Raw genomic sequence first — 15,806 nt, forward strand, 5'->3', positions numbered from 1 at the left:
ACCTTCTAGGTTAATGTAGAACCAACTGGCCAACTAAAACGAATGTTTGTTCCTCGTGAAATGTGAGGGTTGGAATGCAGCTCTATCTCTCCTTTATATTGTTGAATAACTCTTTGAACCATAGAGAGACCGAGACCATTAGCCTCTAATTCATCTTTTGGTTTAAGGCTTTGAAAAAGCTCAAAAACTTTAGAGTGAAATCTAGGATGAATACCTGGTCCATCGTCTTTTACGGAGAACCAATAATGATCAGTTCTTTTGTCATGATACGCATGGACCTCAATTTTGGAGAGACCGGTGTCACCGTGTTTTATGCTATTGCTAATCAAGTTGTGAAGAACTAACAGGAATGGTGTGTCGGGAATCGATAATTTTTTGATATCTAGCGTCTTTTTAAACTCAATATCACCTTCCCCACCTAGGAGTGACCAAATGTCATCGAGTGCTTTTTCTAGGCACAGGGTTGTAGGATCACATGAGCGTGTACCGACTCTAGCATATTGCAATAATCCCTCTAGCATGGCTTCCATTCGATCAATTCTACTTCCTAATAAAGTTAAATGATTCTTTGTGGTTTCATTGGCCATTTCTGCTATATCTTCACCTATCCAAGAGGATAGATTTTTGATTGCTCTGAGAGGAGCTTTTAGGTCATGAGAAGCAACGTAGGCAAAACGTTCTAGTTCACTGTTTGAGCGAGTAAGTTCTTCGTTTAAATTTTGTATTGCTACAGTTCGCTTGTAATTATCTGTAATATCCATAACAACGCCAAACAGTTCGCTAGGGTTTGATTCGTTATCAAAGTTGGCTTCTAGTGATACTTGCACCCACTTATCTTTTCCATGTTCAGTCACAATCGGATAAGTAAACTGAGGGAATTTTGTGCCAACTTTCATAGTCAATATTTGTCGTATCATTTGATTATGAAAGTCTTGATAGTCAGGACGAACCCAAGATATAAATTCTTTGTATTTGAGGTCATTGTGTTTTTTTCGACCAAACACTCGCCACATTTCTTGAGAGAACTCAATTTTTTGGTCTGATAATTTATAGCTCCAGTTGCCTACCTTAGCGATACTTTCAGCCTTATGAAGTTTAATTAAAGCTTGTTCTTTCTCCTTTATATTTTTTGTTTCTTGAGTTATATCTTGAATAAATATTATGAAATGCTTCTCTTGATGCTCAAGTGTAATATTAGGTGTTACAGATATAGATACAGTTTTCGAAGTTCTTTTCCATGAGGTAATCTCAAAATTATCTGTATATTTCTTCAACTTCCCTTCACTGAGGTTTCTAAATCCGAGTTTAACTCGTTCTTGATCTTCTTCTGAAAAAAACGCTAGCCAGTTTTCTCTGTCTATAAATTCATGGTTTAAGTCAAAAATAGAGCATAGCTCAGGGTTCGATTCTTTTATAGATAAAGAGGAGTCGCAAAATCCCATGCCAACCAATCCTAAATCAAAGTATTGCCTATAGTATTTTTCTTTACTTCTTAAGTTATTTTCTAAATAAATATGTTCAGTAATATCTTCTAAGCTAACCATGAATTTATATTTATAATTATTCTCTATTTTATATACGGTGATTCTTAGCCATTTGTATATTCCGGATGTTGTAAGTATTTTTTTGTCAAAGATAATAGATTTATATTTACCTTCATTCAATGTGGAAAATATGCCATAAGATTGGCTTTTATCTAAGCTTGAGAAAAAACAGTCAAATGGGTTATTAATCATTTCTTCAGATGTTCGTTCTAATATTCCATATAATGCCGGATTAATCTCGCCCCATGTCTCATCCTTATATAAAAAGCCCAGACCAACTCGAGAACGGTTGAACAATACACTATAGCTTTCTTCAGTCGCTAAAAGATTCGAGCTTTTGGTTGGCTGTATGAGGTCAGTTGTATCGCTATACATTGTCAATAAACGTAATGACCCTTTTACGTCATCAACGATGTAAAAGTTAACCGTCTTTAAGTGTCTAGTCGTCCCATCTGAACAAATGCACCTTACAGTGGTTTCATAGGGTTCAGAATGATTGTTGGGTAAATCTCGTCCACTTTTATTAATAAGTGTCCAGTCATCTTGGTGAACAATCTTTTTGAACCACTGATGAGAATGTGCAGCGTCATTTTCGCTATAACCTAAGCCTTTGATGAGGTTTTTACTGAACCATGCTTTTCCATTTGGTGTTAGTTCGAGATACGAAAAACCCGTTATGGTTATATCCTGAATTAGTTCCAAGTACTTAGTGTCACTTTTTAACAATTCATAGAAATCTCTCTCTAGAGAGGTAGCATTTGATGTCTGCATAGTATATTTTTATCATGGTGGTTACTAATAGTATTCATGAAAAACAAAAAACCTTCAATATCAATTTAAATAATTACAAAAATAAATTTGATTTTCCTTTTTTATATCCTATCTTACTTAAAATGGAGTAGTAGGGTGTGGTCTATGAATAATATTGGAAGAGTTATCGAGAAATTTGAATATAACTATGATTCAGGTTTGTTTGACTACGTTGATGCTACGCATATATCTCGTTCAGAGAATTTTGAGTCGATAACTAAACTTATAGAACTTCAGGCTTCTAAACCAATTAAAAAGGAATTCATAGAATTAATACATTCTTTTGAACAGCTAAAAGAAAGAGAAAGCAAAAAGCTTCATGTTGAGCTTGAAAGCCTTTCTGGATATAGAAACACTTATTCTATTTCAGTTATCAGACTATCTAACTCAGTGCTTAAAGGTCAGATCAAGTTGGTTTCTCACATTCCAATATATTTTGAATCAAAGGGGTGTTTTGAAACTTTAACTGGTGATTATAAAAAAGGTGTGGTGATTACTGATCAAAGTTTTAATGTTCTAATGGTAAACGACTTGTTTAAAAATATATTAGGGTTAAGTGATGATCGTTGTTTTGGTAATAATATATTTAGATCTAATTTATCTCTAAAAGATCTTAAAGTAGAAAATAGCATTCAAAAAATCCTAATTAATAAGTCAAGATACAGCAAGCTAATTGTATTGAAGAATGATATTGGTGAACATGTATTGTTTGATATGGAAGTAATTAAGTTTATTTCAAAAGATAAAGACATTTTCTATATCTTTAACTTCACTGTTCTTGAAGGTAATAACAAAGTCTCTTCAATAGCAGAAAAGAAGTACTCCCTTAAAGACATTCACCTTCCTACTGAAACTAGGTTTCGCTCGGAAATCAACGAGAAAGTAATTCAGGATTCTTGTTATTTATGCATCTCATTGTTGCCCGATTTTTGCAAGTCGAGCCGAGAAAAAGATGAAGTAAATTTGGCGCTGGGCTTAAAAAGTTTAGGCACGAATAACGATTTTGGATACTTTGGTGATGGGGTGTTCGTGATTGTCCTAGAAGTGGAAGTGGATGAGTTGCTTGCCATTGGCGGTTTATCTAGGATGATTCGACGCTTCAAGCGAAGACTGAGAGATAAAGTGAACGAAAAAGTTTATCAGCAGGTTTTAAATGGCAAAGTTGGTGTTGACCTTTGTGGTATCGACTCAACTAGCGTTGATGAAGCTATCACTAACTCTTTGCTAGCGCTTCAAAGCCATGATATCAGTGCTTCACAATTTAATTTTTATGACCATGAGATTTATAAAGAGTCAGTTAGAAAACGCCGCTTAGAAGCTCTGGTTGTTAACTTGGTACGTACAAGGCAGATTGATGTCCATTTCCAACCGATTGTTTCGTTGAATACCGGCAGAATTGTAAAATTTGAAGGCTTATGTAGATTCCACCAGGTCGAAAGCGAATTTAGTGTACAAGAGATGATATTTGCTGCTGAGGCCCTAGGGGTTGTACATACGCTCGATAGGTTGGTGTGTGAAAAAGCAATGTCATACTTTAAAGAGATTCTTACCAAATGTGAGGACGAAGTGTGCTTATCGGTTAACTGCTCTTTGTTGGATAGTGACCATGGGCTTCAGTACTTGAGTGATCTTTTTAATCTTATAGTCGAGAACAAGAATAAGCCGAATCAGATCGGTATCGAGATAACAGAAAGTAGCTATTTTGGAAACTCACTCAATAACTCAAACTTGATCAACTCTATACGAAGTAAAGGTGTACAGATACTTGTCGATGATTTTGGAACAGGCAGTTCGTCGTTTAGTTACTTTAGCGATTTTCAGTTTGATGTTCTAAAGGTGGACCGCAATTATATTCAAGATATTCACCTGTCTCGACAAAAATACTTCGCTGTTAAGATGCTGGTTGAGTTGTCACACGAACTAGGTATCGTTGTGGTAGCAGAAGGTGTTGAATGCCAAGAGGAATTGGAGATATTGCAAGATTTTGGCGTTGACTATGTTCAAGGCTATCTTTTTTCCAAGCCAGTTTCTTTCCAGTCGATTATGGCTGTAAAAGAGATAAATGACCTGATCAATAATCAGGACTTGCTACTCAAGCATGAACACATTGAACAGCCTTGTTAGTTGTTGGGCTTTATTGCGACCTTCATGTTAGATCTAAATCGCATATAGATATTAACTAAAGGAATAGCTATCTATGCAAATTATATGAATATAGTTTTATAAGGATTGCTATAGGGTTTAATCAGCGCTAATGTTAGAGATATACAAAGACGTTCAACAAAAGATTGAACGCAAAACAGCAATATCGTCAAACGGTTATGGAGAAATCAATGTCTGATAAAGCTGATGTTGAAGGAACTAGTAGTATAGAGGTCAATATCGAAGCAACGGCAAGGGATCCCTACGCGAAATACGTACAGGACATTACCGGTATTGAGCTTTTAGCTCCTGATGAAGAAACACACTATTCGAGACGGGCTAGAGCCGGTGATTTTGAAGCTAGGCAGGTTCTGGTTGAATCTAACCTCAGACTTGTAGTGAAGATTGCTCGTAAATATGTAAATAAGGGGAGTGCGTCCAACAATCTGCTTGACCTAATTGATGAAGGTAACATCGGTTTGATGAAAGCCATAGACCGTTTCGATCCTGAACTTGGATACCGATTTTCGACTTATGCTGTGTGGTGGATTAGAGAGAGCATAGAATCTTATTTAATGAATCATAGCCGTACAGTTCGTCTTCCTATTCATGTACAAAAAGAGATAAGCAAACTCTCTAAGGCTGCGACTAGAGCATCTAACGAACTGCAACGTGTTCCCACACTTAAAGAGGTAGCGAGTCAGGAGAAACTTTCGATAGATGATGTATGCGATTTGTTTTCATCAGGTACAAATATAGATTGTATGGCGACCGCTCAATTGAAGCAGAGTGGACCTTATTCTCTTGAAGATATACCTGAACCACTTTCCCAAAGCCCTCCAGGGTTACATGAAGCCAACCTACTCATTCAGAGCTTAGAAAAATTAGTGGAAACTCTTTCACCAAAGCACCGAGACATAATCGTTAGGAGATATGGCTTATTTGGTCAAGAGAGAGAAACCCTTGGGGACTTGAGTGAAGACTATCAGCTTTCTAAGGAAAGAATCAGACAGTTGCAAAAAGAAGCCCTACAAAAGCTCAAAAGCAAGCTTAGTTTTGACGGTTGGGATTGAATTATTATTCAATTTAAATCGTTTATAAGACACTTATTTTTGATGTATTCGTAGAGAACAGTAAGGGTATGCCATTTTATTTAAAAGTAAGCAATTAAATTTGAAGTCAGATTAGGACGTACTAACATGCTCTTTAATACAGGAGTATAGTATGTCAAAAGAGAAGCCGTTTCAGATCAGACGTGAAGAAATAACTGATCCCACATATCAAGAACTTATCAAAGTTAACTCGTCTCTCACTGAAGAGAAAATAGTCATGCAAGAAGTGTTATGTGACTGGCGCTTATTTGGATTACTACCGGTACTTGATTGTAATAATAATATTGGCTATCAAGTGGCTTTTAGTAATTTGAAAAAGAATAATTCTACTTTAAAGAAACTTCTTAAAGATGAGTATTATGGTGTTGCTACAAGGATGTTAATATCTAAGTGGCCTGAAGATTCATTTGAACGTAAGTATATTGAATATCTTTTAATAAGGTGTGAAGCAGAAGTCAAAGTTCCATTGAAAAGCCAAGTTCACTAGGCGCTTAGCCTTTCATTATTGTCTATATGATTTTTCAATTTAACTTTACAATCGATATAGGAATCCTTAGTTAGGATAGGTATTCTTTTATTTGTAATTCTATCTTGGTTAAATTTACGCTGATTTGCTCTATCACAGCCTTATTTGATAGTGTTCCACCACTGGCGTCTAACTCCACAGTTTTTAGAAGAGATGAGGTTTCTTCTTCACAGATGTTGCTGAGAGTACCTGAGAGGGTATGTGCGAGTTTGAAGAGTTCATCAAGGTTGTTCTGCTGGTGAAGTTCAATAAACTTACCACTAATATTGGTGTTTTCATCCAGATAAAGTGACAGTATCATTCCCACTACATCACTATCACCGTCAAATACCTCGGACAGTTGGTTAACATTGATCATAAGCTTCCTTTATATGTCTTTATATCAATGGAAGCAGAGTAGGAGATGTAAACGCTAATTCAAGAAAATAAGTAACAGTTATTTCTACTGCAATTGATTTTTCGATGAGTAAGAGAGTAACAGTAATTTACTGAGGTGTGATTTCACTTCATCTTCAATAAGCATACTCAATATATTTTTGAAGGCGTTTTGATACACTTTATTGGCAAGAAGAGAGAGAATAGTAAAATCATATTTTTTGACTAAGTTTTCTTGTACTTCTAAATACTTTTCCTTATTTGATATCTCTATACTCTTCAAATTTTGTAGGATACTGAATCCCTCTGTGTACCATATGTAGATCACTTCTGCGATTTCTCTTTCTTCTTCTGAATTTACTGAGTTTCCTTGCTGGTAGCTTTTTAGATATGTTTGGATTGAAATTGGCTTTATCATAAATACACTCGTCTATATTCCGATTTAACTATAGACCAACCTAGACCGCTTTCCAGTGTAATTTACCTGTTGCTAATGTATCTTTTTGAACTCTGTGTGCTCCAATTTATAGTGATGCGATAACTTTATCAGGAAATCCAAAGTACTTTTGTGAACCGTCAGCTTCTAGCATCAAACAAAGGTTCGAAGACACCACTAAACTAGGCTCATTTGTTGTATAAATAACCGTTGCATCTTTGATTTCTTCCGTAAACAATTGGTTCAAATAGCTTGCATTTTCATGTGCGCCACCACACAGAGGTTCATCGATAATGATGAGATTGCTGCTGTTGCCACATAAACCTAAAGCAAGGCGTAATCTCTGAGAAATGCCATTGGGTAGGTTCTGAGTAAATTCAGTTGTCAGGTCGGTGTCTAGCCCATCTGGGAACCATTCTTCTAATTCGAAAAACCGTATATATTTCAGCATTAAACGTTCGGGCAGTATACCGTTATGTAAGACAAAGTTTGAACGAAGTGAGCCTTTATAAAAATTCAATTCAAAAGGAATGTAGTTGATCCCTTTACGGTAACGATAGTTGTTAAACTGCTTGATGTTATAGCCATCTAAATAAACGGCACCTTGGTAACGTTCATCAAGTCCGGCAAGAATATTGAGTAACGTTGTTTTACCTGAACCAGATGGCCCAACTATAGATACTTTGTCTCCTGGGCTGATTTTAAAGCCTAAATTTGTTAGACCGTCGGTCGCACTAGGATGCCGGTGGGTCAGGCCACTTCCTATCAAGTCACCGTTAAACTTCCTAATCGGAGGACTATGTTCAAGGTTCGTTCTGTCGTCTTCAAGGCTCATGAGGTTATTAATTTGAGCCCCCGCAGCTTTGAGAGATTGAAACTTAGTTATGGAATTGTAGATGCCCATGATAGGACCTAGTGCCTTCCATACTAAGATAACGGTTGCTAGCATTGCACCTGCATCTGAGGTTCCATCCATTACGCCAATTACTGCAGTTACAATACTGGCTGTTCCTATAGCCTGAATCAATCCGCCACCTAGAGCCTGTACGCGGCTATTCACTTTAGATACAGACTCAGAGTCATTACTTTTTTGCTTATGTGATGCAGAAAAACGGGTTTGCATAACTCTAAGTAGAGGCAAGCCTTGAATGGTGTGAATACTTCGGAGTATTTCATTCCATTGATAGGACACCATGGCATTCGCTCTTGTACTTTTTGAGGTTGCTTGTGTATAGATATATCTCGAATAGATGCAGAAAATAAACATCAAGACTAGCCCTGCGAGTACGGTAAGCGCCGCAGTTCCAGACATGATCGCGATGGCCAGAATGAAAACTATAACAAAAGGCATATCAAAGTAGCTCAGTGTCGATTCTGCAGTAACCAGTTTACGAAACTGATCGATATCTTTTAATCGTGCGAGCTGGGATGAAACACCAGCTCTGGATGTCATGGAATAGGGTAACCATAAAAGCTTGCCGATGACATTTCTTGAAATGTGCACTGCTAGGTCTTTGCCTGATGTAGCGAGTATGTTGACGCGCATCTTCTTGAACAGATATTCCATGATACCTACCAAGACAGCAAACAGCGTTAGCCAATAGAGGGTGGTTTCGGAGCTAGAAGAAAGTGCGAAATTGTATACACTCATGATGAAAAAGGGTTGCAGTGCACCAAATAAGCTGATCATAAAACTCAGAAAAACGAGGCTTTTTAGCTCACTGTTGTAGCGGTAAAATGTGTATTTAAGCCAGTTGCTCTTATCTTGTGATTCAGGTGCAGGTTCTCGAAAGAGGCGAGAATATTCAGAGATACTAACTAAGGTAACCTGTTTGCCAGCTAGATCGAGTGAAAAGGTGTTGTGATTGTTGAAATCGTAGATGTTAGCCACTGTCCCATTGACACTAAGCAATATGGCACTTAACTCGCCTGCCTCAATATACGCAGGTAAATTGACTTCGTAAGGTCCCAGTTGCTCTATGTTAATTTCATGTTTTTCGCACTGATACCCTAAGCGTTCAAGGGTTTGCTGATACGCTGTTTGATTCTGCGAATCTGGCATATAAGTATCTGAAAGTATATCGGGTGAACCTTCCCATTCATAAGCGATCAGCGTGTAGGCTATCCCTCGTAGTAAAGGTGCTTGTTGATATCGGTGTTGTAGTATCTCAGAGTCAAAGTCTAACAGCCTTTGAGTGACGTTTTTGAAATCAACCAAAATACTCATTCTATGATTTCCTTAGACATATTGATTTGCTTTAGATTTCGGCTCTGCTTTTTCGACAGATTATTGCTGATGATTATGATGATATTGTTACTCGACTTAGTCACTAAGGTGGTGACTAGGTTCGCAATGAAAGCTTCAGAGAAAACGTTGTCGACATCATCAAGAACAATAAGCTCTTTGTTACTTACAATGGCGCGAACGACTAATAGGGCGTAGTAGGTTTGTCTAGAGAATGGTACCTGTTTATTACCGCTAAACAGGGTATAGAAACCGCTGCTCAGAGAATCAACTTCAGATTTGATACCTAAAGACTCGCATACAGAAAATGCTTCATTATTCTTCGATGAACGAAAGCACGTGATGTTCTCGATGATAGTGCCTTCTATGAAGCGACTGTGTCGGTTGATATGCGATACATTTTCTCGCCAAGACATGTAATCGTAGTCAGTCAAAGGTTGACCGTTGCATTTGACAGTTAACGTTTCGTCTAAGCGATCTTGCGTCATACAAGATGTCAGGTGCGTTTTTCCACTGGCACTTTTTCCTTTCATGAGATAGATGTTGCCACGGTTAAATTCGATGCGCTTATGGAGACTGGTTTTCACGGAAATGTTTTCGATACGTATAGGATCAGTGTTGTTGCCTGGATTACTGTGTAGCGACATCACCTCCGCTATACGTTCCACTTGGCTGCTATTTAGTTTCCAGCGACTTAGGGTACGCATCACTTGCTGGTAGGGTGCGAAGTAGCGGTTTGTAAGCATGATTACTGCGGCCATAATGCCCTGACTAGCTTCCAGATTGATTACCGCGGTTGCCAATAAGACGACTACTGTTGTGATGGATAACTGTTGGATAAGGGAAAGTATTAAATTGAACTCAGATTCTAGTTTCTCGTAGTCAATACTTTTGTCCTCTCGCTCCTCTATCATCGCAGTCATGATTGATTCTAGCCTGTGCTCCATGGTTCTAGATTTATTGTCCAGTGGCATGGAGACGATCTCAATTATCTTAGATTGAGTGACACCTTCTACATCTGATTTGATCTCGAGCTCAGAAATTTTCCTGTTGGCAATATGGTTGGCACTAACGGCTAATATAAAAGATGCAACTAGTAGCGTTGCGCCAGCACCTAAGTTAATGAAACCTATGATTAATATGGTGACTAAACTGATACATAAATTAATCAGGGACTTGACGGTTTCTCCACCAAAGAAAGACTTCATTTCATCTATGGTGGCGATACGTTCTAAATACTCTCCGGGCTCAAGTTTCTGAAATTTAGAAACTTTGGCTAAGCATATCGAGTTGAAAACCTTGGTCGTCAGGTTAGTTTCAAAGCGCTTCATTATACTGTTTATAATGTGCTCTTCTTGTTTCTTAAGTTGATAGTCCAGCACTATTGCCAGCAGTATGATCGTAAAAAGTAGAAACAGTGTGTCTTTTGCTTGATTGGGTAATACTCGGTCAAAAATGATCAAGATAGAGAAGGGAAGTACTAAACCCAGTAGAGTGGTCATTATGGTAGACAGTGCCAAATAGAATTTATCAGGCAGGCTAATTCTCTGGGATAAGTGTGGGTTTTTCATCTTACTTCCTGATATCTTTTATGAGATGCGGCGGAACGATATAGTCTTTGTCTAACTGACTAATGTTGACCATCATGCTCATCACTTTATTGACGCTTTCGATATTTAATGTGCCTATCAACCTATCCAGTTTTATCGATTCAATAACATAGTCGTATCGTGCGTTCTGATAGTCTCTTAGGCTGTTGAACAGTTTGGTTTCGGCAGCTAAAAGATCAGTGATAGTTCGAGTGCCTAGCTGATATGCTCTTTGAATGCCTTTATAAGAGGAGTAATTTGCTTTGATGATGGTTTCGAATGTAGAGATAGCCTGCGAAAGGTCGTTGATATTTAATATGCTTTGGTAGGTACTGTCTCGAGTTTGAACAAAGGTGTTTTCTAGCAGGATTTGGCGGCGCTCTAGGGTAGTGCTGTTTTTATTGTAAGAATAATAATTGGAACCGCCGGACAGTATAGGGACGGATAGGTTCAAACCTAGTGTCACGGACTCACTTTTACCTGTAGCCGTTAAGTCAGTTTTGTCATAGTTATTGCTGTCATCGTTTCGATAACTACCCGTTAGTGACACATTAGGCAGAAAGTCACTACCACTTTCACGTAGAGTTCTTTTGGCAATTTCTACTTCCAATTTAGAAACTAATACCGAGTTATTGTATTTTATTGCATCTTTTATCAGCTCAGATTTGTCATGTTCATTGATCAAATCAAATAGCACCTCAGGCTTAAGATCCTGCATTGGTGTGACTGGATACTGAACGGTGGAATTGAGCCTATTAAGTATGATGTCTCGGTCTTTTTTTAAGCTGCGTAGTCGATTCGCTATTCCTTCTTTTTGAGCAAGCACTTCGTATAGTTCGCTTCCTGCGACATTACCCAGTTCCACGTTTCTTTTCATTTGATCGTAGCGAGAGGATGATGAGTGTAGCTCAGCATTGGTTGCACTCAGTTGTGCTCGGTTTTTTAAGTACTCGAAGTAGTCAATGGCAGTGGATTCGATAACTTCTTTCACTTTGATGTCGTGATTAACTTCAGTGACTGAAAAATTTAACTTTGATGTCCCATGTGCAAATATATCGCTGAGATTAAAGATAGACTGGGTAAATGAGAGACTGTAGCTGTGAGAGTTATAGCTACTCTGGGTGTCGGGTATTGTATGCAGTTCACTTTTGTTTTCGTTCCAAGTGGTATCCGCTGCTCCGGTCAATGACGGCAAAAATTTAGAACGACTCACACCCAAATCAGCCTCGCTCTCCTCAATACTCAGTCTGCTAGCTGCAATCTCCAAATTGTTATTGAGGGCCATTTCGATCACCTGTGCTATGTCATTAGCGTAGCTATAGCTTCCTACTGCATAGGCTAGAAAGACTCCTGGCATTAAGTGGTGGGCTTTAAGCCAATTTATGTATTGCTGCATACTTCTTAATTGCCTTTAATATTTCGTCTTTTTTGTAGGGCTTACTAATCACAAAGTCCATACCTGCATCGATACAGGCTTTGTGCTCGCTAGAGCTGGTTAATGCAGTTGCGCCAATGATGGTACAAGGGCGTTTTTGTTTAGACTCACGCTCGTAGCGTCGGATAATTCGAGTCGCCTCTATCCCTCCCATTCCCGGCATGATGCAGTCCATGAAGATAATTTCGCAGTTATGGTTTTCGACGTATTCCACGGCTTCGGCGCCATTGTTTACAGTTTTTGCTTCTAGCTCATTTTTCATCAATATTTGTTTGAGTAAGAATTGCTGTACCTTGTCATCTTCAACAATCAGTATCTCCATCTGGTTTTCACTGACTTCTTCTGATGGTTCGGATAGTGCTTCAGATAGCGCAGGGATAAACTCGTGCTCAATGTGTGGAGCAAAAAACGTGTTATCGACGATATCATTGAGTTCTTGTGCTGTTTGTGTGGTGCCTACCGAGGCGAAAAGTTTGATCTTTCCGCCTTTTTTCAGCATTGTGGATAAGATCTTGCTATATGGCTTTATTCTGATGCCGGCAAGGTCATCTCCGATAAGAACTGCATCGTAGTCAAAATCATCTTCTGCTTTTATTCTGCTTAATATATCGTTCGGCTTGTCTATAATGTCGACACCTGCATCGTGGGCTGTGAGCATATCGGCTAAAATGTTGGTCTTTAACACCGAACCCCCACAGATGAGAAACTTAGTGTTCTCTAAGCTATGATCCATCTTGCAAAACGAACTGGTTTTTTGCATGAACTCAATATTGAGCTTTTCTTGTTTTCCAGAGCTGAACCACTTGAGGCCAAACCCCTTAAAGTCGGTAAGTATGGTTTTGCTCCAATTTTCAGAGTTTTCTTTAGATTCTTCACTCCAGAATAAAGATTGAATTTTGTTTAGGCTGTTATCAAAACCCGTTAAGAAGTAGACGTCGATATTGGTTTTTGTCCATTCAACTTCAGACTGTTCAGTTGAGTCGACGACCATCAGTATGTTTTTGTTTTCTCTAATTTTTATTGCGTTAGATATCTGAAGAAAAAGCACCCAGAATAAGCTGGTGGCATTTCCAATTACGATATTGGGTAGTGTATGAGATAGTTTGCACTCAAACTTCTGCTGACTTCGTTGGGTCTTAGTAGAGACTAAGATTGCTAGCTCAGAGATAAGGGTTGGGAATGAGAAGTTTTTGTTACCGCTAGAGTTAGTATTAGAGATAAGCTGATTATAGTTTTCAGCTAAGTCAGACAGTGTTTTGGTTGCAGAGGTGATGTCTCTTGCCATAGCGATACTTTCATTGTCAGTATCTTGCACCAGAAAGTTCACGCCACCTTTGATCGTATTGGTAAGGCCTCGGATTTCGTAGCCAATCAAGCCATATAGGTGTCGATAGAGATCCGCATTTGTATCTAGTGCATCTCGTGCTTTGTAACTTTTAAGAATGCTGGAGAAGATTGTGCGCTCTGAATTGTCGAGATCAACCGTTGCTAGTCTCGTTTCTATATGCGTTACATCTTCAGTTCTAACATCTTCAGCCAATCGTTCGATTCTTTTAGTTAGAGTGACATTTCTCTGATCACCTTTTCGATTTCTCACTAAAGCTAGTAAAGTGATTGTCAGTAATAGCAACGATAGAATGCCGATAATATTTATGATCATGTAAAGCTTTTTGTCGCGTTCACTAACGTAAGCTTCTATTTGAGTTCTCATTAAGCGATCGTTATTTTTATCTATGACCAAAAGCAGTTTAGATAGGTCGATAAATAACTGGAGTTTGTCCGCACTGCTCGGTGATGGAATCGAGTTGAACTTTTTTATGGAAAGTAACAATCGCGTGTATTCAACCGAACCGACTAAGCTTAGGTGCTTCTTATCGGTGGCTGCTGCAAATTCGAAATTGCTTAGTGAGGTTACTATGTCATCGGTTTTTGAAGCGGTTTGAGTACAGGAGTTACTTTCCAAACAAAAACTTAGATAGTCTAGAGTGTTGGATATGTCACGGTTAAGTTCATTGCTCGCGACAACTATCGGTAAAGTATCAATATCTTTGAGTGTGCCAATCTGAAAACGACTCCAGAATAGGATTGAGCAGACTAAGGCGATGGATATAAGTATCAGTATGCTGACTTTAATAGTAGGGATTCTCACCGTAGAGGTTGTCATCATAGATTACCTTTCATCGAACGCATCTTCGATTGCTGACAGTACGGGTTTAGCAGCGTAGTCTATGACTTTTCTAGAGCCAGTTTTTATGTCTGCGGTGAACTCCATAAATGGGGAGAGATTATAGATCACGCCAGATCGCTCTAAGTTGTTGTTGGCTAAAGCTATTTTTGCAATGTAGAACTTATTTTCTTCCTCTTCATAAGAATTGCGGCTTACTGAAGTTATCTTTCCCTCTATATATCCATATTTTGCGAAGTTATAGGTGTCAATCTTCACTTTGACGGTCTGTCCAACTTCTACAAACCCAAGTTCTTTCCTAGGTATTTTTGCCTCCCCATGCAGTGTGTTATTTATTGGTGCTATATCGGCGATACTTTCACCTGGTGGAATGACGGCGGATTTGAAATTAAAATGAACCTTATCGATAACGCCATCTACAGGTGAGTAGACAATGAGCCTATCTACCTTGTCTGTGTGCTGTGAGGTTTGTATTTCTTTTAGCTCTAGTTCCTTGTTAGCTTCTATTATTTGGGATTGATATTTTGAATTTCTATCTGCGATAAGGTCAGTAAGCTGTTTACTCATTTTGTTCAATTGATATCTTTCATTCATGATTGATTCATCAAGATTTTCTATTTCTCTTACCATATTTGATTCTTGAACCCTCATATTTAGCACGTCAACATAAGAGGCCATTTCTTCTTTATAAAGAGTACTCTTGATTTTTAATTGCTCTTGGATCAATTTTAATTGTGCTGAGGCGCTTTTTTTCCTGTCTCTCATTGAGCGAATTAACACTCCTTTATGTTCCATGTCGTGGCGAATAAGCGATTCATTGGATAAGTTTTTCTTGTACTCTTCTTCCCAAGTATTAATGTTGCTGTCAACAAGAGTGGACAAATTTGTATATTGGCTATAGTCAGGTTCTTTCATGTCTATTAATGCCTGATAGCGAATGATATCCAACTTTAACTGGGATATTTCATTATTGATGCTATTAAGTTGCGTATTTCTTTCTTCTGCTTTAAGCCTGGCTATCTCTTGACCTTCAAATACAAAATCTCCTGGTTTAACTAGAATATCTTCTAGTATTCCGCCTTCTAAATGCTGTACTTTTTCAATATCAGAGTCGAGCAAAAGTTCGCCTCTAGCAGACACTACAATATCGATCTCTGCTTGAGATGCTACGGCGATGATAGCCAACAGAGATACAAAGGTGAGCAATAGGACCTTTTGGAACATAGTCATGCTGGATGTAAGCACGATATTGTTCTCTACCCGCTCGGAGACAGGCTTGTTGCGGGACACCAGAGCTTTTCTAATGTGATAATCAAGATCATTATTATCCATGCTTCATCCTTGAAATCCCTTCGTTAATATCACGCCACTGGTTTTTAAATACCTTCATTTCTATCTATTAGATCC

General features: G+C 38.3%; 11 protein-coding genes. 3 read left to right on the plus strand and 8 right to left on the minus strand.

The window, feature by feature from the left end:
* Positions 1–5: 5 nt before the first annotated feature.
* Positions 6–2,315: a PAS domain S-box protein gene (locus tag OCU46_RS18300; protein WP_141272330.1), complete on the minus strand. Its 2,310-nt coding sequence runs from the start codon at positions 2,313–2,315 to the stop codon at positions 6–8.
* Positions 2,316–2,459: 144 nt separating this feature from the next.
* On the opposite strand from OCU46_RS18300, the gene OCU46_RS18305 reads away from it, so the two are divergent.
* The 3 genes from OCU46_RS18305 (at position 2,460) to OCU46_RS18315 (ending at position 6,095) form a co-directional block, all read left to right on the plus strand.
* Entirely contained in the window at positions 2,460–4,478 is a 2,019-nt protein-coding gene (locus OCU46_RS18305) for an EAL domain-containing protein (protein ID WP_141272328.1), read from the plus strand.
* A 209-nt stretch (positions 4,479–4,687) separates the two neighbouring features.
* Positions 4,688–5,569 (plus strand): sigma-70 family RNA polymerase sigma factor, encoded by an 882-nt coding sequence (locus OCU46_RS18310; protein WP_141272326.1) that lies wholly within the window; start codon positions 4,688–4,690, stop codon positions 5,567–5,569.
* A 151-nt stretch (positions 5,570–5,720) separates the two neighbouring features.
* A complete protein-coding gene (locus OCU46_RS18315; protein WP_141272324.1) occupies positions 5,721–6,095 on the plus strand; it encodes a hypothetical protein in 375 nt (124 codons plus the stop codon).
* A 70-nt stretch (positions 6,096–6,165) separates the two neighbouring features.
* Here the strand turns inward: OCU46_RS18315 and OCU46_RS18320 are convergent, their stop codons facing one another.
* From OCU46_RS18320 to OCU46_RS18350, 7 genes are all read right to left on the minus strand, one after another.
* Positions 6,166–6,492 carry a hypothetical protein gene (locus OCU46_RS18320; protein ID WP_141272322.1) on the minus strand — a complete coding sequence of 109 codons (327 nt, stop codon included), beginning with the start codon at positions 6,490–6,492 and terminating at the stop codon, positions 6,166–6,168.
* An 84-nt stretch (positions 6,493–6,576) separates the two neighbouring features.
* Entirely contained in the window at positions 6,577–6,927 is a 351-nt protein-coding gene (locus OCU46_RS18325; protein WP_141272320.1) for a hypothetical protein, read from the minus strand.
* Positions 6,928–7,033: 106 nt separating this feature from the next.
* Positions 7,034–9,172 (minus strand): ATP-binding cassette domain-containing protein, encoded by a 2,139-nt coding sequence (locus OCU46_RS18330; protein ID WP_141272318.1) that lies wholly within the window; start codon positions 9,170–9,172, stop codon positions 7,034–7,036.
* Positions 9,169–10,761: an ATP-binding cassette domain-containing protein gene (locus OCU46_RS18335; protein ID WP_141272316.1), complete on the minus strand. Its 1,593-nt coding sequence runs from the start codon at positions 10,759–10,761 to the stop codon at positions 9,169–9,171. Before OCU46_RS18335 ends, OCU46_RS18330 begins: the two co-directional genes overlap by 4 nt.
* A gap of 1 nt (position 10,762) precedes the next feature.
* On the minus strand, positions 10,763–12,175 hold the full coding sequence (locus OCU46_RS18340; RefSeq protein ID WP_244311439.1) for a TolC family protein: 1,413 nt from the start codon (positions 12,173–12,175) through the stop codon (positions 10,763–10,765).
* Positions 12,150–14,381, minus strand: coding sequence for an ATP-binding response regulator (locus OCU46_RS18345; RefSeq protein WP_141272314.1), 2,232 nt, complete (start codon positions 14,379–14,381; stop codon positions 12,150–12,152). The genes OCU46_RS18340 and OCU46_RS18345 overlap by 26 nt, the downstream gene beginning before the upstream one ends.
* A gap of 3 nt (positions 14,382–14,384) precedes the next feature.
* Complete coding sequence (locus OCU46_RS18350; protein ID WP_141272312.1) at positions 14,385–15,731, minus strand: HlyD family type I secretion periplasmic adaptor subunit; 1,347 nt, start codon at positions 15,729–15,731, stop codon at positions 14,385–14,387.
* Positions 15,732–15,806: the final 75 nt, after the last annotated feature.

It is taken from the genome of Vibrio comitans (assembly GCA_024346835.1).
GTDB lineage: Bacteria > Pseudomonadota > Gammaproteobacteria > Enterobacterales > Vibrionaceae > Vibrio > Vibrio comitans.